General features: G+C 66.8%; 20 protein-coding genes. 7 read left to right on the forward strand and 13 right to left on the reverse strand.

Features of this window, described 5'->3' with window-relative positions; genetic code table 11:
- Positions 1-56 precede the first annotated feature (56 nt).
- Positions 57-2,105: a methyl-accepting chemotaxis protein gene (locus FAZ11_RS25705; RefSeq protein ID WP_058782284.1), complete on the forward strand. Its 2,049-nt coding sequence runs from the start codon at positions 57-59 to the stop codon at positions 2,103-2,105.
- Positions 2,106-2,150: 45 nt separating this feature from the next.
- Here FAZ11_RS25705 and FAZ11_RS15010 read toward each other — a convergent pair whose 3' ends face one another.
- From FAZ11_RS15010 to FAZ11_RS15060, 11 genes are all read right to left on the reverse strand, one after another.
- On the reverse strand, positions 2,151-2,417 hold the full coding sequence (locus FAZ11_RS15010; protein ID WP_058761636.1) for a hypothetical protein: 267 nt from the start codon (positions 2,415-2,417) through the stop codon (positions 2,151-2,153).
- An 89-nt stretch (positions 2,418-2,506) separates the two neighbouring features.
- The gene (locus FAZ11_RS15015; RefSeq protein WP_058772510.1) at positions 2,507-3,619 is read right to left on the reverse strand and encodes a curlin; all 1,113 of its coding nucleotides are present in this window, start codon (positions 3,617-3,619) and stop codon (positions 2,507-2,509) included.
- A 76-nt stretch (positions 3,620-3,695) separates the two neighbouring features.
- Positions 3,696-4,367, reverse strand: coding sequence for a dethiobiotin synthase (bioD, locus tag FAZ11_RS15020; RefSeq protein ID WP_058772511.1), 672 nt, complete (start codon positions 4,365-4,367; stop codon positions 3,696-3,698).
- Positions 4,368-4,372: 5 nt separating this feature from the next.
- Positions 4,373-5,170 (reverse strand): malonyl-ACP O-methyltransferase BioC, encoded by a 798-nt coding sequence (gene bioC / locus FAZ11_RS15025; protein ID WP_058772512.1) that lies wholly within the window; start codon positions 5,168-5,170, stop codon positions 4,373-4,375.
- Positions 5,151-5,876: an alpha/beta fold hydrolase gene (locus tag FAZ11_RS15030; RefSeq protein WP_058761632.1), complete on the reverse strand. Its 726-nt coding sequence runs from the start codon at positions 5,874-5,876 to the stop codon at positions 5,151-5,153. The genes bioC and FAZ11_RS15030 overlap by 20 nt, the downstream gene beginning before the upstream one ends.
- Before the next feature lie 7 nt (positions 5,877-5,883).
- The gene (bioF, locus tag FAZ11_RS15035) at positions 5,884-7,059 is read right to left on the reverse strand and encodes an 8-amino-7-oxononanoate synthase (RefSeq protein ID WP_137279418.1); all 1,176 of its coding nucleotides are present in this window, start codon (positions 7,057-7,059) and stop codon (positions 5,884-5,886) included.
- 143 nt (positions 7,060-7,202) lie between these two features.
- Positions 7,203-8,252 carry a biotin synthase BioB gene (gene bioB, locus FAZ11_RS15040; RefSeq protein WP_058761630.1) on the reverse strand — a complete coding sequence of 350 codons (1,050 nt, stop codon included), beginning with the start codon at positions 8,250-8,252 and terminating at the stop codon, positions 7,203-7,205.
- A 492-nt stretch (positions 8,253-8,744) separates the two neighbouring features.
- Positions 8,745-10,295: a phospholipase D family protein gene (locus tag FAZ11_RS15045; RefSeq protein ID WP_058761629.1), complete on the reverse strand. Its 1,551-nt coding sequence runs from the start codon at positions 10,293-10,295 to the stop codon at positions 8,745-8,747.
- On the reverse strand, positions 10,292-11,572 hold the full coding sequence (locus tag FAZ11_RS15050; protein ID WP_058761628.1) for an NAD(P)/FAD-dependent oxidoreductase: 1,281 nt from the start codon (positions 11,570-11,572) through the stop codon (positions 10,292-10,294). Before FAZ11_RS15050 ends, FAZ11_RS15045 begins: the two co-directional genes overlap by 4 nt.
- A 35-nt stretch (positions 11,573-11,607) precedes the next feature.
- Positions 11,608-12,417: a class I SAM-dependent methyltransferase gene (locus FAZ11_RS15055; protein ID WP_058761627.1), complete on the reverse strand. Its 810-nt coding sequence runs from the start codon at positions 12,415-12,417 to the stop codon at positions 11,608-11,610.
- A gap of 71 nt (positions 12,418-12,488) precedes the next feature.
- Positions 12,489-12,977, reverse strand: coding sequence for a winged helix-turn-helix transcriptional regulator (locus FAZ11_RS15060; RefSeq protein ID WP_058761626.1), 489 nt, complete (start codon positions 12,975-12,977; stop codon positions 12,489-12,491).
- Between the two features lie 157 nt (positions 12,978-13,134).
- Between FAZ11_RS15060 and dadA the strand changes: the two genes are divergently transcribed.
- From dadA to FAZ11_RS15080, 4 genes are all read left to right on the forward strand, one after another.
- Entirely contained in the window at positions 13,135-14,433 is a 1,299-nt protein-coding gene (gene dadA, locus FAZ11_RS15065) for a D-amino acid dehydrogenase (protein ID WP_058772514.1), read from the forward strand.
- The gene (locus tag FAZ11_RS15070) at positions 14,408-14,764 is read left to right on the forward strand and encodes a RidA family protein (protein ID WP_058761624.1); all 357 of its coding nucleotides are present in this window, start codon (positions 14,408-14,410) and stop codon (positions 14,762-14,764) included. The genes dadA and FAZ11_RS15070 overlap by 26 nt, the downstream gene beginning before the upstream one ends.
- Before the next feature lie 92 nt (positions 14,765-14,856).
- Positions 14,857-15,927, forward strand: coding sequence for an alanine racemase (gene alr, locus FAZ11_RS15075; RefSeq protein WP_058772515.1), 1,071 nt, complete (start codon positions 14,857-14,859; stop codon positions 15,925-15,927).
- 147 nt (positions 15,928-16,074) lie between these two features.
- Positions 16,075-16,629: a cupin domain-containing protein gene (locus FAZ11_RS15080; RefSeq protein ID WP_058772516.1), complete on the forward strand. Its 555-nt coding sequence runs from the start codon at positions 16,075-16,077 to the stop codon at positions 16,627-16,629.
- Positions 16,630-16,908: 279 nt separating this feature from the next.
- Here FAZ11_RS15080 and FAZ11_RS15085 read toward each other — a convergent pair whose 3' ends face one another.
- Complete coding sequence (locus FAZ11_RS15085) at positions 16,909-17,460, reverse strand: DinB family protein (RefSeq protein WP_058772517.1); 552 nt, start codon at positions 17,458-17,460, stop codon at positions 16,909-16,911.
- A gap of 148 nt (positions 17,461-17,608) precedes the next feature.
- On the opposite strand from FAZ11_RS15085, the gene FAZ11_RS15090 reads away from it, so the two are divergent.
- Together FAZ11_RS15090 and FAZ11_RS15095 are read left to right on the forward strand one after the other, a co-directional pair.
- Positions 17,609-18,604 (forward strand): glycosyl hydrolase 53 family protein, encoded by a 996-nt coding sequence (locus FAZ11_RS15090; protein WP_058772518.1) that lies wholly within the window; start codon positions 17,609-17,611, stop codon positions 18,602-18,604.
- A 270-nt stretch (positions 18,605-18,874) separates the two neighbouring features.
- A complete protein-coding gene (locus FAZ11_RS15095) occupies positions 18,875-21,460 on the forward strand; it encodes a cellulase family glycosylhydrolase (protein WP_058772519.1) in 2,586 nt (861 codons plus the stop codon).
- A gap of 400 nt (positions 21,461-21,860) precedes the next feature.
- Here FAZ11_RS15095 and rep read toward each other — a convergent pair whose 3' ends face one another.
- On the reverse strand, positions 21,861-23,873 hold the full coding sequence (gene rep / locus FAZ11_RS15100; protein WP_058772520.1) for a DNA helicase Rep: 2,013 nt from the start codon (positions 23,871-23,873) through the stop codon (positions 21,861-21,863).
- Between the last annotated feature and the right edge of the window lie 40 nt (positions 23,874-23,913).

Raw genomic sequence — 23,913 nt, forward strand, 5'->3', positions numbered from 1 at the left:
CATAGGCAGCTCCAAGGGTCGCCCTTGCAGCCCATGACCAGACAAGGAGAAGAATAATGGGAGCCCTGCTGACGCTAGGGATAGGCTTGCTCGGACGCTTCAGTTTCGCGCGCAAGTTCCAGTTGCTGTTCGTGCTCTTCCTGGTGCCCATGGGGATCAGCCTCTGGCTGCTGGGTCTGGATTTCAAGGCCAAGCTGGACATCGTGGCTGGCGAGCGGGCCGGCGTGCACGTGTTGCAGACACTGGATGCGGTGGAGACCGAGGTCATGGCGCGGCGCAATCTGGCGGCGCGCTGGAAGGCCTGGGCCGCGACGAATCCGACCGCGGCCGAGCAGGCCCTGGCCGCCATGGAGGCCCGGCAGGCGCCGCGTGAAAAAGCCATGGCGATCCTCAGCCAGCGGCTCGCCGAAGAGATGCCGGGGCGGGAGCGGGAGCAACTGCTGGCGCAACTCAAGACGGCCCTCGCCGGTCTGGACAGCGCCAGCCTGCGCGGCCTCGATGCGCAACAGACCTATGACCGTTTCACCGCCGCTCTGGGTGCTGCCCAGGCCCTGCGGGAAAAGGTCGCCACCGACAGTGGCCTGATCCTGGACCCCTGGCTGGAAACCTATCTGCTGATGCAATTGGGCACCGACAAGGCCGTCGATCTCAGTGAGCGGCTGGGTCGCCTGGAAAGTTTCGGCGAGCCCAGCGTGGTCGCCGGCAACCTCTCCCTGCAGAATCGCCTGGAGCTGCGTGACCTGCGCACCCGGATCGGCGATTCCCTGGTCAGCATGACCAAGTCCGGCAACCTGCTGCAGAGCCAGTTGCCGCCGGAACTGGCGTCCTGGGCTCAGGACTATCGCAAGGTGCAGGCTACCCTGGAGTCCAGTCTCAAGACCCTCGATGCCGGCGTGTTCGGTGAGCGGATCACCCTGTCTCCCGCAGACTTCGAGAGCACCCTGGACGGTGCCCTCGGGGCGATGGCGACCTTCCGTAGCCAGGTGCTGGCCCAGCTGGATAGCCGGCTGGACTACTACGGCAACCAGACCGTCCGCAACTTCACTCTGGTCCTGGTGTTGTTCGCCAGCTTGCTGCTGCTGACCTGCTATATGCTGCTCTGCATGCAGGTTTCCATCCGGCGCGGTGCCGCAGGCATCACCACCCTGGCCGACTCGCTGCGCGACGGCGATCTGACCCAGGCCAGCGAGGTGGCGGGCCGCGACGAGCTGGCCACCATCAGCCGCTCGCTCAATACGGCCGTGGTCCAGCTGCGCCAGAGCTTGCAAGGGGTAGACCGGGAAACCCAGCAACTCGGCGTCGCCTCCCAGCAACTCGGGGTCCAGTCCGGCGATGCGCTGGTCGCGGTCGAGGACCAGCAACAGCAGATCACCCAGATCGTCACGGCGGCCAACGAACTGGCCGCCACCGCCCAGGGCGTCGCCCAGAGCTGCGAACAGGCCGCCGGGCGCGCCGAGCAGATGCGTGACATCTCCGCGCGCAGTCAGCAGGACAGTCGGCAGACCACCGCCAGCATCCAGCAACTCAATACCCGCTTGAGCGAAACCGCGACGGCCATGGGCCAGGTCAGCGATCAGGCGGGGCAGATCCGCCAGGTGGTGGACGTCATCCGCGGCATCGCCGAGCAGACCAACCTGCTGGCGCTCAACGCTGCCATCGAGGCGGCGCGCGCGGGCGACCAGGGGCGTGGCTTCGCCGTGGTGGCCGACGAGGTGCGTTCGCTGTCGCAACGCACCCAGGCTTCCACCGCCCAGATCGCCGGTACGGTCGGCAGTCTCAGCGAGACCGTGACCCAGGCGGTGACGCTGATGCGTGAAGCCTGTGGCCAGGCGGAGAACGACGCCTTGGCCGTCACCGGCCTGGGCCGGAAACTGGAAGAGATCACCCAGGCGGTGGAAGGGGTGTCGGACACCCTGACCCAGATCGCCACGGCGGCCGAAGAGCAGGCGGTCACCGCCGACCAGGTCAGTGGCAACATCCAGCAAGTGGATGTGGCGGCCAATCGCTTGCTGGGCAATGCCCGTCAGGTGCAGCAGGCAGCCGAGGGCTTGGGTCGTGGCAGCAAGACCCTGGCGGCCACGACGGCTCGTTTTCGATTGGGCTGAAACGCCAAGGGGCGCCTTGGGCGCCCCGGGCGAAGCGCTAGCGCGCTAGGCTTTGGTATCGATCAGGCTGCCCAGGGTCTCCTGGGCGGTCTGCATGACCTTGCTACCGGCCAGTGCCTGATACTTGCCGACATCCAGATTGACCAGTTCGCTGGCCATTTTGGCCTGGCTATTGGTGGTGGCATCCAGGCTTTGTTCCTGATTGCGGGCGGTCTGGGAGGCGAGGGCTGTACCGGCCTTGTCGACAGCGCGGCTACCGTTCTGGAAGGCCTGCATGCCCGCGTAGAGCGGATTGCTTGAAGTCACGTTCATGGACAGCGTCCTCGACGGTGATGTCAAAGGGCTATTGAATCATCTTTGACGCCAACAAACCACCGTTCTCCTGGACCACCTGTATCCCGCTATTGCTGGATCGTCGCCTGGTTGCCCTGGCCACTCTGGCGCAAGCTGAGGCTGTTGCCTGTGCTCAATTGGCTGATGACGGCGCGCTGGCCGAAGCCCTGCTGGCTCGCCTCGACCTGGGCGGCGCTCAGCAGGCTGGCGGAGAAGGCGTGACCATCGCCGAGTTGGGTGACGCTGAGTTCGATGTCGTCGCCGTCCCCATTCGCCCTGAACGCATTATCGTTGCCCGTGCTGACGAGGGTCAGGCGTGCATCGTCGCCACCGATCAGTACCCCGGCGGTGTTGCGGTTGCCCTGCTGCTGGAGATCTAGGCTATTGCCCACGCCGGTGACGAGCAGCTCGGCGGTATTGTCATCGCCGCGCTGGACAGCGCTAATGCGTTGCGGCCGATCCCCGAGCCCGTTCTGCTGGACGCGGGCGTCGTTGCGATTACCGGTCTGGATCAGCCGGAGCTCCTGTTGCCGCGCCCCCTGGCGGGCGCCGGCATAGTTGTCATCACCGCGCTGTTCGACCAAAGCCTGGTTGGCCGCACCGCCCTGCAGCAGATCGACCTCGTTGCGCGCGCCCAGGCTCAGCACGTCCTGCCTATGATCGTCGCCTACCTGTTTTAGGCGCGAGCGGCTGCCGCTGTCGCGACCGTCCTGGAACAGCTCGATACCGTTGCGCGCCCCGGCCTGCTCGATGAGCATTCGCTGGTCGTCGCCCCCCTGGCGTACCAGCGTTTCGTTGAGCAGACCGTCTTGGACGATTTCCACCTGGTTGCGCTGGCCATGGCCCTGGTAGACGTAGGCATGGCTCTGGCTGGTCTCGCGCTGGTCGATGGCGACCTCGCGGGCGCCGCCCGCGGCCTGGGTGACGTTGGCGAAGTTGCCGAGGCCGCCTTGCTCGACGCGGGTGCGGTCGCCCTGGGAGGCGCTCTGGGTGAGATAGGCCTGGCTGGCGCGGCCGCTCTGGACCACCTCCAGCCTGCCCTGACGGGTGTCGGCGTCCTGGGTCAGGAAGGCGCCCAACTGGTCGCCACGCTGATCCACGAGGGTCTGGTTGTCCAGTGCCCAGGCAGGGCTGGTCAGGCCGAGCAGGCCCAGGCAGGTGAGGAATTTGGGGATGGGCACTGGGGCGATCCGGCGGCGGCAGACAGGGCAGTCTGCCGCCGCTCCGGCCCTGCGGCCATCGTCCGAAAGACTGATATCAGCCGGGCAGGCGTAGGTGCGCGGCGACCGCGGCCGGCGTGGCCACGGCCAGGTTCGGCACCGTGCCCAGGCAGGGCGCGGGCAGGCGTTCGTGCAGGGTGGCGAGGTTGTCATCCAGGCGCAGGGTGGCCGGGGCCACCAGGTTGGCTACCCAGCCGGCCAGGGGCAGGCCATCGGCGAGAATGGCCTCGGCGCTGAGCAGGGCGTGGTTGATGCAGCCCAGACGCACCCCGACCACCAGAATCACCGGCAGGCCCAATTCGCGGGCGAGATCGGACAGCGACTCGTGGCCGGCCAGGGGCACGCGCCAGCCGCCAGCGCCTTCCACCAGGGTGAAGTCGGCGCCCAGGGCGAGGATGCGCCGTACCGGCGCGGCCAGGCTGGCGACGCTGAGGTCGATGCAGGCCTCGCGCGCCGCCAGGTGCGGGGCGATGGCCGGTTCCAGGGCGATGGGATTGATGTCGGCATAGGCGAGCGGCAGCGAGGTCTCGCCCAGCAGCGCCAAGGCGTCGCCGTTGCGCAGACCCTCGGCGGTGCGTTCGCAGCCGGAGGCCACCGGCTTGACCCCGGCGGTGGCGAGGCCCTGCTGGCGGGCGCGGTGCAGCAGGCCGGCGGCGATGGTGGTCTTGCCGATCTCGGTATCGGTGCCGGTGACGAAGTAGGCAGGCATGACGGTCATTCCTTGCGCAGCAGGACGTAGATCACCTGGTAGGTGGCGGGCAGGCCGGCGGGCTGGCGCAGGCCCTCGTAGGCCTGGGTGAAGGCGGCCAGCCGCTGCCGACCGGTGAGCCCCTGGGGGCGCCCCTGGTTGAGGTTGTGCGCGCCTATGGCCTTGAGGTGCTGGGTGAGGGCGCGTAGATCGGGGAAGTGCAGCCGCTCGGGCGCGACCTCCAGCGTCAGCACCTGCAGCCCGCTGGCGGCCGCGGCCTCGGCATAGGTGGCCTGGGAGCGGAAGCGATTGACGTGGACCCGGTCGTCCACCTTAGCCCAGCTCTGGCGCAACTCCTCGAGGGTGCCCGCGACCAGGCTGCTGAAGGCCAGCACACCGCCCGGTCGTAGGCTACGCCGCGCCTCGGCGAGTACGGCGGGCAAGTCGGCGCACCACTGCAGGGCCAGGCTGGAAAGGATGAGGTCGCAGCAGTCGTCGCGCAGCGGCAGGTGCTCGGCGTCGGCGGCCAGGTAGTGCTGGGCGCCGGCGCCTTGCTGGCGGGCGTGGCGGAGCATGCCGGTGGCCAGGTCCAGGGCCAGGCCTTCACTGTGGGGATGACGCTGGGCCAGGGCCCGGCTGCAATAGCCGGTGCCGCTACCCAGGTCCAGCCAGCGCTGGGGGGCCAGGGTCGGAAGCCGGGCGAGGAGGCCGTCGGCGACCCGGCGTTGCAGCAGGGCGGCGCCGTCGTACTGCGTGGCGGCGCGGGAAAAGGACAGCGCCACCTGGCGCTTGTCGGGCAATACGTCAGCCATCTCGTCCTGCATAGATGAATTCACGGATGCGGGTGGCCACCTCGTCCGGGCGCTCCAGGGGCAGGCCATGACTGGCGTGCTCCAGGACCTCGACCTGGGCGCTGGGCAGTTCGTCGCGCAAGGCCTGGGCGGCCGTGGCCGGGACCAGGGCGTCATGGGCGCCGAACAGGTGCAGCTGGGGGCCGCTGAAGGCTTGCAGGGCGGCGCGGGTGTCCAGGCGGGCGAGCAACTCCAGGCCGGCCAGGACCACCTCGGGATCGACCTCGGGCAGGGTCACCTGCAATTGGCGCGCGAGGGTGCGGCTGTCGCGGGCGCCCTGGGCCACCAGCAGGGTGAAGCGCCGGAGGGTCTGATCGGCGTCCAGCGAGCAGGCTTCGAAGAAGTCGGTGAAAACGCTGCGCGCCATGGCGGTCTGCCAGCCGGCGCGGGCGACAAAGCAGGCGTTGCTGGCCAGGGTGACCAGGCCATGTACGCCTTCCGGGCGGCGCAGGGTGAATTCGCTGGCGAGCATGCCGCCCAGCGACCAGCCGGCCAGCCAGACGCCGTCGGCGATACGGGCTTCCAGGTCGGTGAACCAGTCCTGGGTATCGGCCAGCGCCGGCAGGGGCTCGATCAGCACGTCGAGGAAGGGCGCCTGCTCGGCAAGTTCGTCACGCAGGGGCTCCAAGGGGGCACTGCCCAGGCCCCAGCCGGGCAGCAAGATCAGGGTATCGCGCATCGGTCGGTCACTTATCCGCGTCGGGCGGTAATTCGGCCATGGCCTGGGCCAGGGCGTCGAGCAAGAGGTCCACGTGCGCTTCGCGATGGACCGCCGTCAGGGTCACCCGCAGGCGGGCGCTGCCGGCCGGTACGGTGGGCGGGCGGATGGCGGTGACCAGAATTCCGCGCCGGCGCAGGGCGGCGGAAAGTGCGAGGGCGCGCGCGCTGTCGCCGACCAGGATGGGCTGGATCGGCGTGGCGCTGAGCATAAGGTCCAGGCCGAGGGCCGTCGCGCCCCTGCGGAATCTCTGGATCAAAGTGTGCAGGAGCTCACGGCGCCAGCCCTCTTCGCGGACGAGCTGCAGGGCGGCGAGGGTGGCGCAGGCCACCGCCGGCGGCTGGCTGGTGGTGTAGATGTAGGGGCGGGCGAACTGGATCAGCGTCTCGATCAACTCTTCGCTGCCGGCGACGAAGGCCCCGGCGGTGCCGCAGGCCTTGCCCAGGGTGCCGACCAGCACCGGCACCTGGCTCTGGTCCAGGCCGAAGTGCTCGGCGATGCCGCCACCGGTGGCACCCAGGGTGCCGATGCCGTGGGCATCGTCCACCAGGGTCCAGGCGCCGTGGCGCTGGGCCACCGCGCAGAGCTCGGGCAAATCGGCGAGATCGCCGTCCATGCTGAAGACGCCGTCGGTGACCACCAGGGTGTCGCCCTCGGCCTTGGCCAGACGCGTGGCCAGACTGGCGGGATCGTTGTGCAGGTAGCGGGCGAAGCGCGCGCCGCTGAGCAGGCCGGCGTCGAGCAGGGAGGCGTGGTTGAGGCGGTCTTCCAGCACCGTATCGCCGCGCCCGACCAGGGCGGTGACGGCGGCCAGGTTGGCCATGTAGCCGGTGGAGAACAGCAGGGCGCGCGGACGGCCGGTGAGTTCGGCCAGGGCTTCTTCCACCTGGTGATGGGGGCTGCTATGACCGATCACCAGATGCGAGGCGCCACCGCCCACGCCCCAGCGCTCGGCGCCGGCGCGCAGGGCGGCGATCAGCGCGGGGTGGTTGGCCAGCCCCAGGTAATCGTTGCTGCAGAAGGCCAGCAGGGTTTCCCCATCCACCACCACCGCGGGGCCCTGGGGCGCGTCCAGCAGCGGGCGGCGCCGGTAGAGGTGCGCGGCGTGACGCTGGGCCAGGCGGGCGGCGAGGTCGAAGGCCATTGGGCTGTCTCGGTGGCGTTTAACGGCCCCTCACCCCGGCCCTCTCCCAGGGGGAGAGGGGGCAGAGCGGGGCACGAGTGGGCGGCAGGGTTTCCCCTCACTCCAGCCCTCTCCCAGGGAGAGAGGGGGTATCTGGCGCGGGGTCAGGCGGTGGCGGCGTCGTAGAAGAGTTCGCTGTTGCGTTGTTCCACCAGGGCCTGCTCGATGGCGGCCTGGTGCACCTCGTCGGCGTGTTCTTCGCGGGCTTCGGGCTGGATGCCGAGGCGGGCGAACAGCTGCATGTCCTTGTCGGCCTGGGGGTTGCCGGTGGTCAGCAGCTTCTCGCCGTAGAAGATGGAGTTGGCGCCGGCCAGGAAGGCCAGGGACTGCATCTGCTCGTTCATCTGCTCGCGACCGGCGGACAGGCGCACGTGGGACTTGGGCATGAGAATGCGCGCCACCGCCAGGGTGCGGATGAAGTCGAAGGGATCGACGTCCTTTTCCTCGGCCAGCGGCGTGCCCTGGACCTTGACCAGCATGTTGATCGGCACCGACTCGGGGTGTTCGGGCAGGTTGGCCAACTGGATCAGCAGGCCGGCGCGGTCATCCACCGACTCGCCCATGCCGAGGATGCCGCCGGAGCAGATCTTCATCCCGGCTTCGCGGACGTAGGCCAGAGTCTGCAGGCGCTCGCCGTAGGTACGGGTGGTGATGATGTTGCCGTAGAACTCCGGCGAGGTGTCCAGGTTGTGGTTGTAGTAGTCCAGGCCGGCGTCGGCCAGGGCGCGGGTCTGCTCCTGGTCCAGGCGGCCGAGGGTCATGCAGGTCTCCAGGCCCAGCGCCTTGACGCCCTGGACCATCTGCAGGACGTAGGGCATGTCCTTGGCGGACGGGTGCTTCCAGGCGGCGCCCATGCAGAAGCGAGTGGAGCCGATGGCCTTGGCCTCGGCGGCCGCCTCCAGCACCTTCTGCACCTCCATCAGCTTTTCCTTTTCTAGGCCGGTGTTGTAGTGGCCGGACTGGGGGCAGTACTTGCAGTCTTCCGGGCAGGCGCCGGTCTTGATCGAGAGCAGGGTGGAGACCTGCACGCGATTGGGATCGAAGTGCTGGCGATGCACGCTCTGGGCCTGGAACAGCAGGTCGTTGAAGGGCTGCTGGAACAGGGCGCGGACTTCGGCGAGAGTCCAGTCGTGACGCAGGGCGGTAGCGCTCATGGGAGATCCTCGAGACGGAAAACGGCCGGTTGCCGGAGCGGGGCCATAGAATGCGGTCGACCTTAGCCGAAGTCTTGGTCGACTACTGTTCATAAATTGAACAATTGCCGGATTTTTTGCAGGGGATTGACGGAGTCGTAGGTTAGGTTGAGCGCACGCGAAGCCCAACAGGCAGGGCGATACCTCGCTTGTTGGGCTTCGACGGTGAAGCCGTCTCAACCCAACCTACGGTGCCGCGGAAGTGCGTAGGTTGGGTTGAGCGCCAGCGAAGCCCAACAGGATTGGCATGGCGCTAGTTGTTGGGCTTCGACGATGAGGCCTTATCAACCCAACCTACGATGCCGAGGAGTTGCGTAGGTTGGGTTGAACGCCAGCGAAGCCCAACGGGGTTGGCATGGCGCTAGTTGTTGGGCTTCGACGATAAAGCCGTCTCAACCCAACCTACGAGCTAACCCCTCTCCCCCTGGGAGAGGGCTGGGGTGAGGGAGGCCCCTAGAGCAGCCGCTCCAGCCCCACCGCCTTGACCACCCAGGCATTGAAGCGGCGCCAGGCGCTGCCGGGTTCATGGTGCAGCACCCGCGGTTGGCCGTCGCGCTCGGTGACCCATTCCAGGTGCGCCCGGCCCCGGTCTTCGACGCGTTTCACGGTGTAGGACACGCTCGGATCCATGCCCTGCAGCATCAGCTGGCGCAGGCGACCGGTGAGGACCGGGCTGTCCACCAGGATGCCGACCTCGGTGTTCCACAGCACCGAGCGCGGATCGAAGTTGAAGGAGCCGATGAAGGACCAGCGCCCATCGATGGCCAGCGCCTTGCTGTGCAGGCTGGATTCGGATTCGCCGAAGCGGTAGGGCAGGGCGGATCTCTGCTGGTCCGGGCGGGCACGCAGCTCATAGAGCTTGACGCCCTCGGCCAGCAGCGCGGTGCGATAGGGCGCGTAGCCGGCATGCACGGCCGGCACGTCGGTGGCTTCCAGGGCATTGGTCAGCACCCGTACGTCGACGCCCCGGGCTGCCAGGCCGCCGAGGTAGCTCACGCCCTGGTCCATGGGCACGAAGTAGGAGGACATCAGCAGCAACTCATGCTGGGCGCCATCCATGACCGGTTGCAGTTGGTGGGTCAGCAACAGTTGCCAATCCGGTTCGTCCTCGGCCAGCACCTTGCGCGGGGCATCCCAGAAGGCCTGGGCAGGGGCCCAGGTCAGTCCCCGCAGCCAGTTGTCGAGTTGCGGGGCGGTGGCGTAGCGGCGCAGGCGGTTGTACAGCGCCAGGTTGTGGGTGCGTTCGCTGTCGAGATAGTCATGCAAGCGCGCGCGCAGCCGCACCAGGGCGCCGGCCGACGGTTTGAACCAGCGCAGGCGGCGCGCCGGTTGGCTCAGGGGGCTGTTCCAGTACTGGTCGAAGCTGGTGCCCAGCTGGCGCGCCACCGGACCGGCGGCGAGCAGGTCGAGGTCGGTGAAGTTCATCTCCGGGCGGGCATCGAAATACTCGTCGCCCAGGTTGCGGCCGCCGACGATGGCCACGCTGTCATCGGCCAGCCACAGCTTGTTGTGCATGCGCCGGTGCTGCTGGTTGAGATCCATCAGTCGCCCCAGCGCCCGAGTGGGCCCAGTGCTGCGACCCAGGTGCAGCGGATTGAAGACGCGGATCTGCACGTTGGGATGGGCGGCCAGCACGGCGATCTGGTAGTCGTTGCCGTCGCTGCTGGTGTCATCGATCAGGAAGCGGATACGCACGCCGCGATCCGCCGCCTTGAGCAATTCGTTGACCAGCAGGCGCGTGGTCAGGCCGTCGTGGACGATGTAGTACTGGATGTCCAGGCTGCGCTGGGCCTTGCGGATCAGTTCGGCGCGGGCGGTGAAGGCGTCGGTGCTGGTTTCCAGCAGGCGCAGGCCCGACAGGCCAGGGTGACTGGCGCCGGCCGCGCGTACCTCGGTATCCAGCGCAGTGCCCGCCGCGGGCAGCACCTGGGAGGCCGTACGGGGAATCGGCGTGGCGCAGCCGGCCAGCAGCGCCAGCAGCAGGGGGACGAGCAGACGGATCACAGCAGGTCCTTGAGGCGATACCAGAGCATGCCCAGGGCCAGCAGCGGCGAGCGTAGGTGACGACCACCGGGAAAGCGCGCATGGGGCACCTGGGCGAAGAGGTCGAAACCGGCCGACTGGGCCAGGATGGCCTCGGCCAGCAGATGACCGGCCAGGTGGGTGGCATTGACCCCGTGGCCGGCATAGGCCTGGGCATGGAAGACGTTGGGATGCTCGCGCAGCCGGCCAATCTGCGGCAGGCGATTGGCGCCGATGCCGATCATGCCGCCCCAGGCATAGTCCACCCGGACATCGGCCAACTCCGGGAAGACCGCCAGCATCTTCGGCCTCATGTAGCCGGCGATGTCCTGGGGATCGCGCCCGGAGTAATGGCAGGCGCCGCCGAACAGCAGGCGGCGGTCGGCGGAGAGACGGAAGTAGTCCACCGCCACGTTCTGGTCGCAGACCGCGCGGTTGCCCGGCAGCAGCCGTGCGGCACGATCGACGGACAGCGGTTCGGTGGCGATCACGTAACTGCCGGCGGGCAATATCTGCGCGGACAGCTCGGGTTGCAGGTCGTCGAGATAGGCGTTGCAGCAGAGCACCAGGGTGTCGGCGCTCACCCGGCCACGGGCGGTATGGACGCGCACCTTGGGGCCGTATTCCAGGCGGGTGACCTGGCTGTCTTCGAAGAGTCGTACGCCCAGCGCCTGGGCCGCGGCGGCCTCGCCCAGGGCCAGGTTGAGCGGATGCAGATGACCGGAACCCTCGTCCACCAGGGCGCCCTGGTAGTGCTCGGAGCCGATCACCTCGGCCAGTTGGGTCTTGGGCACCAGGCGTAGCGGATGGGGATAGCCCAGCGCCTGGAGGGCGGCGTGCTCCTCTTGCAGGTGCTGCCAGTGGCGCGGCTTGTTGGCCAGGTCGGCGAAGCCCCAGGTGAGATCGCACTGGATACCGTGGCGGGCAATGCGCTCCCGGACGAGGTCCACCGCCACGAAACCCAGCCGCTTGAGTTCCCGTACGCCCTCGGCGCCCACCACCGGCTCGAACTGCTCGACGTCATGGCCGACGCCGCGGATCAACTGGCCGCCGTTACGACCACTGGCCCCCCAGCCGATGCGCCGGGCCTCCAGCAGCACCACCCGCGCCCCGCGCTCGGCCAGCTCCAGGGCGGTATTGAGCCCGGAGAAACCGCCGCCGACCACGCAGACATCGGCCTGGACCTCGCCCTCCAGGGGCGGAAACGTCAGCGTCTGGTTGGCGGTGGCGGCGTAATAGGATGGAGCGTGGGGCTGCATGGAGGCGTCTGACTGACCAGGGTGAGGGGGCAATCCTAAGCCGTCGGACGTTGTGCAACCAGGGTGAAACTCATCGGTAATTGAGCGACCTGGTTTTCATAGAGGTCGTAATCCACCTCGCGGTTGGAGTGCGGATGTTCTTCCAGACGGCGCAAGACAAGTCCTGCTTGCAGGCAGCCGCTGACGATGGCGCCCAGGGTGTGGATGTGCCAATAGCTGGATGCGCCTTGGCCATGATCCTGGCCGTCGTAGGCGATCAGGTCGTTAAGAACCAGGGGCTCGCGGCGGAAATAGCTGTAGTGGGGCAGCAGGGGCTGATCCGCCTGCGGCTCAAAGATTTCCAGGAAGGGGTGGGTCTCGTAGATCACCAGACGGCCACCCGGCGCCAGCAGGTCATGTACCGCAGCGAAGAAGGCCGGCAGGTCGGGCATCCAGCCGAGCACGCCGATGGTGATCAGCACCAGGTCATGCTGCCCCAGGCCCTCGGGCAGGGCGTAGATATCGGCCGCCACCAGCGCTGGCGCGAGCCCCGCCGCCGCGGCCAGTTGCTGGCCTTGGGCGAGAAAGGCTGTCGACTGATCGATACCCAGGGCGGGTTGCCCGCCCAGCGCGGCCAGGGAGAGCAATTCGCGGGCATTGTTGCAGCCGACCTGGGCGCAGCTCAGGCCGTGGATATCCAGTTCGGTGAGGGTGCGGGTCAGGCAGTCGTCCAGCACCGAGAAGCCCGGTTGCCTGGCGTGCCTCAGCAGATCCGCCCATTCCTCGCCCTGGGCATGGAGCGGAGCCGACAGCTCCCAGGCCTGGCGGTTGGCGGCGGTGATGCGCTGGCGTTCGTGCGGGTCCATGGCGTGCCTCCTTGGCATTCAGGCGCAAGACCGCAGCCTAGACGCCAATTCCAGGGATGGCCAGACAGCCGTCAATCCGGTACCGGCAGACTCAGGGTCTCCTTGATCTCTTCCATCACGATGTAGCTCTTGGATTCGCGCACATGGGGCAGCTTGAGCAGGATGTCGCCGAGCAGCTTGCGGTAGGAGGCCATCTCCGAGATACGCGCCTTGACCAGATAGTCGAACTCACCCGAGACCAGGTGACATTCCAGCACCTGGGGTAGCTTGAGCACGGCGCGGCGGAATTCCTCGAAGGTGTCGCCGGACTTGTAGTCCAGGCTCAGCTCGACGAATACCAGCAGGCCGGCCCTGAGGTGCTGCGGATTCAGCCGGGCGTTGTAGCCCTGGATGATGCCCTCGCGCTCCAGCCGGCGGACGCGCTCGGTACAGGGCGTGGTGGACAGCCCCACCCGCTCGCCCAGTTCGGTGAAGGAGATGCGCCCGTCTTCCTGGAGGATGCGCAGGATGTTGCGGTCGATCTTGTCCAGCTCGCGTCTGGCCTGGTGGTGGGTACGCATCGAGGGGGTCTCTGCCGAGGAGGGCTTTGCCGGAAAATTACTCCGAATATAGGCAATTCTTCAGTGATTAGCACTGCCAGCGCCTTTCTATACTTGCCGTATCTGCCTTCATCCCGTTGAAAGCCGGCGAAATCCTCTCGCTGGTCAGGAGCTAGCAATGCGTGTACTGGTTTTGGGTAGCGGCGTCATCGGCACCACCAGCGCCTACTATTTGGCCCGCCAGGGGTTCGAAGTGGTGGTGGTCGATCGCCAGGCCGGTCCGGCACTGGAGACCAGCCATGCCAATGCCGGTCAGGTCTCGCCTGGCTATGCCTCGCCCTGGGCCGCGCCCGGCGTGCCGCTCAAGGCGCTGAAATGGCTGTTCCAGAAGCATGCGCCCCTGGCCATCCGCCTGACCGGCGATGCCAATCAGTACCTGTGGATGGCGCAGATGCTGCGCAACTGCACCGCGGCGCGCTATGCGGTGAACAAGGAGCGCATGGTGCGGCTGTCCGAATACAGCCGTGACTGCCTCGACGAGCTGCGCCAGGACACCGGCATCGCCTACGAAGGCCGCCAGCTGGGCACCACCCAGCTCTTCCGCACCCAGCAGCAGGTGGAGGCCGCGGCCAAGGACATCGCCGTGCTGGAGCGCTCCGGCGTGCCCTTCGAATTGCTCGATCGCGACGGCGTGGCCCGGGTCGAACCGGCGCTGGCGGCGGTCAAGCACAAGCTGGCCGGTGGCCTACGCCTGCCCAACGACCAGACCGGTGACTGCTTCCTGTTCACCAATCGCCTGGCCGAGGAAGCCCGCCGCCTGGGCGTGGAATTCCGTTTCGGCGCCCAGATCGAGCAACTTAGCGCCAGTGGCGACCGTATCGACGGCGTGAAGGTCGACGGCGAGCTGCTCACCGCCGATCATTACGTCCTGGCCCTGGGCAGCTATTCGCCACAACTGCTGGCGCCCCTGGGTATCCGCGCGCCGGTCTATCCGCTCAAGGGCTACTCGCTGACGGTGCCCATCGTCGATGCCAGCATGGCGCCGACCTCGACCATCCTCGACGAGACCTACAAGGTCGCCATCACCCGCTTCGACGACCGCATCCGCGTCGGCGGCATGGCCGAGATCTGTGGCTTCGATCTGAACCTGGACCCGCGGCGGCGGGCGACCCTGGAAATGATCACCGGGGATCTCTATCCTCGCGGCGGCGACCTCGCCCGGGCCAGTTTCTGGACCGGCCTGCGACCCACCACCCCGGACGGGACCCCCATCGTCGGCGCCACCCGCTATCGCAACCTGTTCCTCAACACTGGGCACGGGACGCTGGGCTGGACCATGGCCTGTGGCTCCGGTCGCCTGCTGGCCGACCTGATCGGTCGCAAGCGGCCGCAGATCAGCGCCGAGGGTCTCGACATCTCCCGTTATTCCGCTACCCAGGAGTCCCCGCGCAATGCCCGTACAGCGTCTGCACACTGATCGCCGCCTGAGCGAGATCAACATCCACAACGGCACCGTCTACCTGGCCGGCCAACTGGCCGACGACTTTTCCGGCGACATCTACCAGCAGACCCGCGAGACCCTGGCCAACGTCGACAAATTCCTCGCCGAGGCCGGCAGCGACAAGCAGCACATCCTGGTGGTGACCATCTTCCTGCGCGACATCGCCCTGCACTTCGAGGGCATGAATCGCGCCTGGGACGAGTGGGTCGCCCAGGGCGCCACGCCGGGTCGCACCACCGTGGAAGCCAAGCTGGCCAAGCCGGACATTCTTGTCGAGATGAACGTCATCGCCGCGGTAAAAGCCTAAGACCGCTATTCCCCCTCTCCCCCTGGGAGAGGGCCGGGGTGAGGGTGTTTTCAACGCCCCCCAAACTTTCCCTCTCTCTGCCGAGACCTCCCATGCGTCCCGCCCGCGCCCTCATCGACCTCGCCGCCCTGCGCCACAACTACCGCCTGGCCCGTGAACTCTCCGACGCCCGCGCGCTGGCGGTGATCAAGGCCGATGCCTATGGGCATGGCGCGGTGGCGGTGGCCAGCGCCCTGGCGCCCGAGGCCGATGGCTTCGCCGTGGCCTGCATCGAAGAGGCACTGGAACTGCGCGCCGCGGGTATCCGCGCGCCCATCCTGTTGCTGGAAGGCTTCTTTACCGCCGACGAGTTGCCGCTGATCGTCGAGCACGATCTGTGGACGGTGATCCATGCCGACTGGCAACTCGAAGCCCTGGAGCGGACCGCCCTGGCGCGGCCGCTGCAGGTCTGGTTGAAGCTGGATTCCGGTATGCACCGGGTCGGCTTCTTTCCCCAGGATTACGCGGCTGCCTACCGGCGGCTGCTGGCCAGCGGCAAGGTCAGCGGCATCGTCAAGCTGACCCACTTCGCCCGCGCTGACGAACCGGACAGCCCGGCCACCGCTGCGCAGATCGCCACCTTCCGCGCGGCCACCGAGGGTCTGCCGGGCCCTACCAGCCTGCGCAACTCGCCGGCGACCCTGGGTTGGCCCCAGGCGGCCGGCGACTGGGTACGACCGGGGCTGATGCTCTATGGCGTCTCGCCCTTCACCGCGCCCCAGGCCGCCGCTGAACGACTGCAGCCGGTGATGACCCTGACCTCGCGGGTGATCGCCGTGCGCGAACTGCCGGCTGGCGAGCCGGTGGGCTATGGCGCCCGCTTCGTCACCGAGCGGCCGACGCGGGTTGGCGTGGTCGCCCTGGGCTATGCCGACGGCTATCCGCGCCATGCGCCCAACGACACCCCGGTGGCCATCGATGGCCGCCCCGGGCGGTTGATTGGGCGGGTGTCCATGGACATGCTCACCGTCGATCTCAGCGACCATCCCCAGGCCGGGGTAGGCAGCGAAGTCGAATTCTGGGGCCGGCAGGTCTCGGTCGCCGCGCTGGCCGAACGCTGCGGCACCATTCCCTACCAGTTGCTGTGCAACCTCAAGCGGGTGCCGCGTCACTACCAGGGCTGAGGGCTGCCGCCGTTCGCTGTCTTTGGCGAGGCACCCTCCTGTGCGCTACGTGTTGTAAATCTCGAACAGCGTTGCCATGATGCCGAACACCTGCCTTCATGGCGCTAGCCTGCGGTCCGTCCGCCCTGTCGAGGAGAGTTCACCACCTTGGACGTCGGTGCCCGCCTGCAAACCATCCGCACCCTCAAGGGCCTGTCCCAGCGCGAACTCGCCAAGCGCGCGGGAGTGACCAACAGCACCATCTCGATGATCGAGAAGAACAGCGTCAGCCCGTCCATCAGCTCGCTGAAGAAGGTCCTGGCCGGCATTCCCATGTCGCTGGTGGAATTCTTTTCCCTGGATCTGGAGCAGGATGCGCCCACCCAGGTGGTCTATCGCGCCAACGAACTCATCGACATCGCCAGCGGCGCCCAGACCGTGCGCATGCGCCTGGTCGGCCGCGCCCATCCCAGCCGCGCCCTGGCCTTTCTCGACGAGACCTATCCGCCGGGTGCCGACACCGGCGAAGAGATGTACGCCCACGAGGGCGAGGAGGCCGGCCTGGTGGTGGAGGGCCGCCTGGAGCTGACCGTGGGCGGCGAGGTGCACATCCTCGAACCCGGCGACAGCTACTACTTCGAGAGCAGCCGGCCGCATCGCTTCCGCAATCCCTTCGACGCCCCCGCGCGGCTGATCAGCGCGACCACGCCGGCGAATTTCTGAGCGCTTGCGCTATAGCGGTCGTAGGGTGGAAAACGACGCTGTCTTTTCCACGTTGAAGTCGGTGCCAAGGGTGCCCTCACCCCAGCCCTCTCCCGGAGGGAGAGGGGGCTGTTCGAGCGGGGGTTCGGCTTTATCGGCGCCAGGCCGCCGTAGGTTGGGTTGAGCGCAGCGAAGCCCAACAGTGTCTTGGGGCCCAGGCAATGTTGGGCTTCGACGATAGAGCCGTATCAATCCAACCTACGCTCTATCGCCGAAATGGCTGGGATAAGACAGCTGCTGCTACAGGTTGGTACCCCACAACTCCCCCTCATCTATCCCTAGCGCCTGCAACTCCGCCCGGCGCAGGGGCTCGTCCTGGGCAAGGAAGAATTCGTCCAACTGGGGTGGGGCGACGCCGCTCGCCAGCAGCAGGGCATGGGCCTGGCCGCGGTGATGCAGCTGGTGGACGAAGAGATGCTGCAGGGTCCGTTCGATCCGCTCCCGCACCGGGCCGGTGGCGCGGGGAAGGGTGATGAGTTGGGTCAGTTGCGCCGGTTCGAGCGCGCGGCACAGGGCGATCAGGCGCCGGTCGCTGGCGGCCTGGGCTTCCATCAAGGTCGCCAGGTCCGGCCAGGGATGATCGCGGTAGGGCCTTGGCTGGTCGTGCAGGGCGTCCAGGTAGAAGAGATCCACGTCCAGCAGGTGGCCGAGCAGGGCCCAAAGCGAGCCGAAGAAGGCGGCCGGCTGTGGCGCCTTGAGGGCCTCGGGGGACAGCGTGGCGCAGGCCGTGAGCAACCGGTGATTGGACCAGCGATTGTTGCACGCCTGGGCCAGCAGCAGGGCGGTGGTCATGGGCGGTTCCTCGGCCGAGTGCTTGGACACCTACTGTAACCCGAGCAGATGTGCGTGGGGTCGCAGCCTGGCCAGCCCTGGCATTGAGGGGGTGGCAGCGCTTTGCCATGCTCGGACGCTGCTCTCACCTCTTGCAAGGAAGCCTGCGATGCACAGTCGTTCGCGACAGTTTGGCCTGGGTCTGGCGCTGGTCCTGGCCTTGGCCGGTATGGCGCGGGCCGCCGAGCCGGTGGTCCTGCCCGAGTTGCCCTATATCCCGCTGGGCGTGGTGGGGCACGACAACAACGCCGCCTATCCTGATGCGCAGATGGAGCGGCGGCTGCAATTGCTCGACCGCTACAACCTGCGCAGCTACCGCTCCGGCGAATTCCTGCTGTTGGACCTGCCCCGCATGGATCGCCTGGTGGCCCTGGCCCGCCAGTACCGCATCACCCTGCGACCGGTGATCACCCAGCAACTGACCCAGGCCCAGGCCTACGCCCTGGCCAAGCGCTATGCCCAGGACATCAAGATCTGGGAGATCGGCAACGAACAGGACTTTTCCCGCGTCGGCGCCGGGATTCGCATCAGCCGGCTGGTGGACATCTACCGGGGAATTCGGCGGGCGTCCGACGAGCTGGGCGCAGGACTCGAGACCACCATCAACGTGATGTCCTGCAATCCCCATGACCGGAGTCCCAAGGCGCGCTGCCCTGGGGAGCCACTGGGCTCCCTGTGGTTTCTCGACCAGGCCAAGGCGGCGGGCTTCGACTTCGACCACATCAGTTTCCACTACTACCCGCACTACCATGACCGCGGCCGCTGGATGGACCTCTACCTGGGCCAGATGCGCGCCATGGCGGAAAAGTACCGCACGCGGATCTTCTTCAACGAGGTCAATTGCGGGGAGATCTACAGCGGCAGCACCGATGGCGGCCGGCCGGGCGATCGCGGCTGCTACGACAGCCTGGAATCCATCCTCTCCGAACTCAATGGCCGCTACCGCGACGTCGTCCGCGAGATCAACGTCTACGAACTGCTCGACGAGCCGACCCACCCGGTCCCCCACGAGCGGCACTTCGGCTTGTTCTACGATCTGGACCGGCCGAAACCGGTCATGGCGCTGATTCGCCGCTATGCCGGGGCCTCCCGAGACGCCAGATAGCCGACAAGTCTGACTTTAAGCTTAGATCGGCCCTTCTCGTGACTGGGCGGTCACCGATAAACGGTAGCGAAAGTGCCATCATCGGCACCGTACATCTGGCAAAAGGTCGCGTTCACCCCTGCTTGATGATGGCACGGGTTCTTATTGGTCTAGCGCTTGCACTAGGCTTTGCAGGTGTCGGGGAAACGATCTTCTCCGGCAGTTTTCCTGCTGTACCGAGGTGGGATGCACGGATCGAATCGCGCACCTCGGCCTATCTGGTTCCTTTGCATGACAATCCTTAGCTCCATTTCCCGTCGCCTGCCGCGTCAGGCGTTGCTGTTGCCTGCTCTTTTCGCCACCGCTTCGCTCGCCACCTCCGCCCAGGCCATTGACCTGGTCGGTCTCAACCTCTCCGGCGCCACCTTCGCCGCCCAGATCCTGCCCGGTGTCAACGACCGCAACTACATCTTCCCGGCCGAGAGCCATTTCCAGCAGTGGAGCGCCAAGGGCGTGAAGCTGGTGCGCTTCCCCATCCTCTGGGAGCGCCTGCAACCGTCCATGGGGGTCAATCTCGATCCCACCTACGCCGGCCTGATCGATCGGACCCTGGGCTATGCCCAGAAGTACGGCGTCAAGGTCATCCTCGATCTGCACAACTATGCCCGCTACCAGGGCAAGGTCATCGGCGCGGGCGAAGTGCCCTACGAGGCCTTCCAGAATCTCATGACCCGTGTCGCCCAGCGCTGGGGCACCCATCCGGCGCTCTATGGCTACGACATCATGAACGAGCCCCACGACGCCGTGAGCAACTGGCCGACCGCCGCCCAGTACGGCATCAACGGCGTGCGCGTGGCCGATTCGACCCACCCGATCTTCATCGAGGGCAACGGCTGGGCCGACACCACCCGCTGGCCGCAGTGGAACGATGCCCTGCTCAAGCTGACCGATCCGGCCAACAACCTGATCTTCATGGCCCAGGCCTTCTTCGACACCAACCTGAACGTCGCCAGCCTGGCGCCGAGCTATGGCGTCGACCGGCTCAAGCCCTTCGTCTCCTGGCTCAAGGCCAATAACAAGCGCGGCTTCATCGGCGGCTTCGGCGTACCTGACACGGATGCGCGCTGGTTGCCCATTCTCGACGCCATGCTGGCCTACCTGAAGCAGAACTGCATTCCGGCCACCTACTGGGCTGCCGGTCCGGGTTGGGGCACCTACAACCAGGCGGTCGAGCCGATCAATGGCAAGGAGCGGCCGCAGTGGGCGGTGCTCGCCAAGTACCTCGACAAGGACAGCTGCGCCGGCATCGGCCCGCAGGTGACGCCAGTCGCCACCACCCCGGCCAAGACCGAGACCGCCACCGGCGGCGCGACCACGGGCACCACCGGCGGCACGGGCGCTACCGGTACTACCGGCAATGCCGGCACCACCACCGGTGCAACGCCTGCCACCGGCACCGGCACTACCGGGGGCACCACGGGGACCGGCGCGAGTACGGGGGGCACCACGGCTACCACCGGAACCGCCGCCAATGCGTCGACCTCGTCCAAGCTCACCACCGTCGAGCAGCTCTACCTGGCCTACTACGGACGGGCGGCCGATGCCGGGGGCCTGAACTACTGGGCCTCGCGCCTGGCCAGCGATATGAGCGTCGAGCAACTGGCAGCCACCTTCGCTGCCAACAGCGAATCCAATGCGCTCTATGGCTCTCTGAGTGGCGCCGCCCTGGTCAACAAGGTCTACCAGACCCTCTATGGTCGCAGCGCCGACAGCAGCGGCAGCGCCTACTGGACCAGTCGCCTGGCCAACGGCGTCACCTCGCGCGCCAATCTGCCGCTGGAGGTCATGCGCAGCAGCGTAGGCGACGACAAGACCGCCTTCGACAAGAAGGTCAGCACGGCTCTGGCCCAGGGTGGTGCGACCACCACCCAACCGGTGCAGAACGTGACGCAGCCGGTCGCCACCGGCAGCGTTCCCTCGGCGCCGCTGACCGGCTATGCCAACATCCCGCTGGGGGTGGTGGGGCACGACAACAGCGACGCCTATCCGGATGCGGAGATGGAAGCCCGTCTGCAATTGCTGGCGGCGCGCAACCTGCGCACCTACCGCTCCGGCGAGTACCTGGTGACCAACTTCGACCGGCTGGATCGGCTGGTGGCCCTGGCGCGCAAGTACAAGATCACCCTGCGACCGGTGATCACCCACAAGCTGAGCCAGGCCCAGGCCTATACCCTGGCCAAGCGCTACGCCAACGACATCAAGATCTGGGAGATCGGCAACGAGCAGGACTACGCCAAGGCCGGTGCGCAGGACCGTATCAACATCCTGGTCGGCATCTACCGCGGCATCAAGCAGGCCTCGGACGAGCTGGGCGCCAATCTCAAGACCACCATCAACGTCATGGCCTGCAACTCCGATGACAAGAGCAGCACCGCACGCTGCCCGGGTGATCGCAACGGCGCCATGTGGTTCCTCGACCAGGCCAAGGCGTCGGGCTTCAACTTCGACTACGTGAGCTTCCACTACTACCCTTACTTCGACGACAAGGGCTACTGGATGGACATGTACCTGGGGCAGATGCGCGCCATGGCCACCAAGTACAAGACCAAGGTGTTCTTCAACGAGATGAACTGCGGCAACGTCTACCAGGGCAACACCGACGGCGGTCGCGCCGGTGACCAGGCCTGCTACGACAGCGTCAAGCAGATGCTTACGGTGCTCAACACCAGCTACAAGGACGTGGTGGCCGAGATCAACGTCTACGAATTGCTCGACGAGCCGAACAACCCGGTGGTCCACGAGCGGCATTTCGGGATGATGTATGACCTCAAGCGACCCAAGCCGATCTTCGACATGGTGACGGGTTTCGCCAAGTAAGGCTGAGCGACAACTGCACCGCCCCCGCTGCCTGATGGGGAGTGGGGGCGGTGTCGTTTTGGGGGATATGGGTGTTGGGCGGGCCCTCACCCCGGCCCTCTCCCGGAGGGAGAGGGGATGGAGCGGAGTGGTGTAGGAGGCGCTGGCTGGTACCTGAAACCCTGAATTGGCAAGGGCCGCTGTTTGCTCCCCTTTCCCTCTGGGGGTGAGGTGTCAAACCGGAGCGGGGCGGGCCCTCACCCTAGCCCTCTCCCGGAGGGAGAGGGATTGCTCCAGTGCAGGGAGCAGTTGGGTGCAGCTCCAGGGCTTGGGTAGCGTGCCTAAGCTCGACGCTGCACCCGCTTGGCCCCCTCTCCCTCAGGGAGAGGGTTGGGGTGAGGGTAACCGCCAGCAGCAGCCCTTACCCCTTCTTCAACAGCGCCCGCATCGCCGCCAGGGCGTCGTTGCCGCGGGCGGCCTTCTGTTCCTGGGGCGCCTCTTCCAGGCCTTCCCACTGCAGATCCTCCGGCGGCAACTCGTCGAGGAAGCGGCTGGGGGTGCAGTCGATCAACTCGCCGTATTGCTTGCGCCGGGTGGCGTAGGTGAAGGCCAGGGTCTGGCGGGCGCGGGTGATGCCCACATAGGCCAGGCGGCGCTCTTCCTCGATGGTGTCGGCCTCGATGCTGGAGCGGTGCGGCAGGATCTCCTCCTCCATGCCCATGATGAACACATAGGGGAATTCCAGGCCCTTGGAGGCGTGCAGGGTCATCATCTGCACCCCGTCGGCGCCTTCCTCTTCCTCCTGCTGGCGTTCGAGCATGTCACGCAGGACCAGCTTGGCGATGGCGTCCTCGATGGTCATCTGGCCGTCTTCATCCTTTTCCAGGATGTTCTTCAAGGCATCCATGAGGAACCAGACGTTACCCATGCGGAAGTCGGCGACCTTGTCGGAGCTGGCGTTCTGGCGAATCCAGTTCTCGTAGTCGATGTCCATCACCATGCTGCGCAGGGCGCCGATGGGGTCTTCGCCGGCGCAGTTCCGCCGCACCCCGTCCATCCAGCGCTTGAAGCGCGCCAGGCGCTCGGTGAAGCGGGCGTCCAGGTGCTCACCGAGGCCGATCTCGTCGGCGGCGGCGTACATGGAGAGATCGCGGCTGCCGGCATAGTTGCCGAGCTTTTCCAGGGTGGTGGAGCCGATCTCCCGGCGTGGCACGTTGATCACCCGCAGGAAGGCATTGTCGTCGTCCGGATTGACCAGCAGGCGCAGGTAGGACATCACGTCCTTGACCTCCTGGCGGGCGAAGAAGCTGGTGCCGCCGGAGAGTCGGTAGGGGATCTGGTGGTGCTGGAGTTTCAGCTCCATCAGCTTGGCCTGGTGGTTGCCGCGATAGAGGATGGCGAAGTCCGCGTAGGGCCGCTGGGTCTTGAGGTGCAGGGTGAGGATCTCCAGGGCGATGCGCTCGGCCTCGCCGTCCTCGTTCTTGCAGCGCAGCACTCGGATCGGATCGCCGTGGCCCATCTCGCTCCACAGCTGCTTCTCGAACACGTGGGGATTGTTGGCGATGAGCACGTTGGCGCACTTGAGGATACGGCTGGTGGAGCGGTAGTTCTGCTCCAGCATCACCACCTTCAGCGAGGGGAAGTCGTCCTTGAGCTGCATCAGGTTTTCCGGCCGCGCGCCGCGCCAGGCGTAGATCGACTGGTCGTCGTCGCCCACCACGGTGAACTGGGCGCGTTCCTGCACCAGCATCTTCACCAAGAGGTACTGGCTGGTGTTGGTGTCCTGGTATTCGTCCACCAGCATGTAGCGGATGCGATTGCGCCAGCGCTCCAGCACCTCCGGGTGATCCTGGAACAGCTTCACCGGCAGCAGGATGAGGTCGTCGAAGTCGACCGCGTTGTAGGCCTTGAGGGTGCGCTGGTAGTGCAGGTAGACCACCGCAGCGGTCTGCTCCTTGGGCGTGCGCGCCTTTTCCAGGGCCTCTTCCGGCAGGATGAGGTCGTTCTTCCAGTTGCCGATGTAGTTCTTGATCTCGTCCAGGCCGTCGTCGCCCTGGTACTCCTTCTGCATGATGTCGGTGAGCAGCGCCTTGATGTCGCCCTCGTCGAAGATGGAGAAGCCCGGCTTGTAGCCCAGGTGCACGTACTCGCGGCGGATGATGTTCAGCCCGAGGTTGTGGAAGGTGGAGACGGTCAGGCCGCGGCCTTCGCCGGCCTTGAGCAGGCTGGCCACCCGCGCCTTCATCTCCCGCGCCGCCTTGTTGGTGAAGGTCACGGCGCAGATGTACTGGGCGCGGATGCCGCACTGCTGCACCAGGTAGGCGATCTTGCGGGTGATGACGCTGGTCTTGCCGGAGCCGGCGCCGGCCAGCACCAGCAGGGGGCCGCTGATGTAGGCCACGGCTTCGGCCTGGCGGGGATTGAGCTTGGACATGGCGGACCGAGGGGTGACGACGCTGGGCGAGGGATTCTAC

It is taken from the genome of Pseudomonas rhizoryzae (genome assembly GCF_005250615.1).
Lineage (GTDB): Bacteria > Pseudomonadota > Gammaproteobacteria > Pseudomonadales > Pseudomonadaceae > Chryseomonas > Chryseomonas rhizoryzae.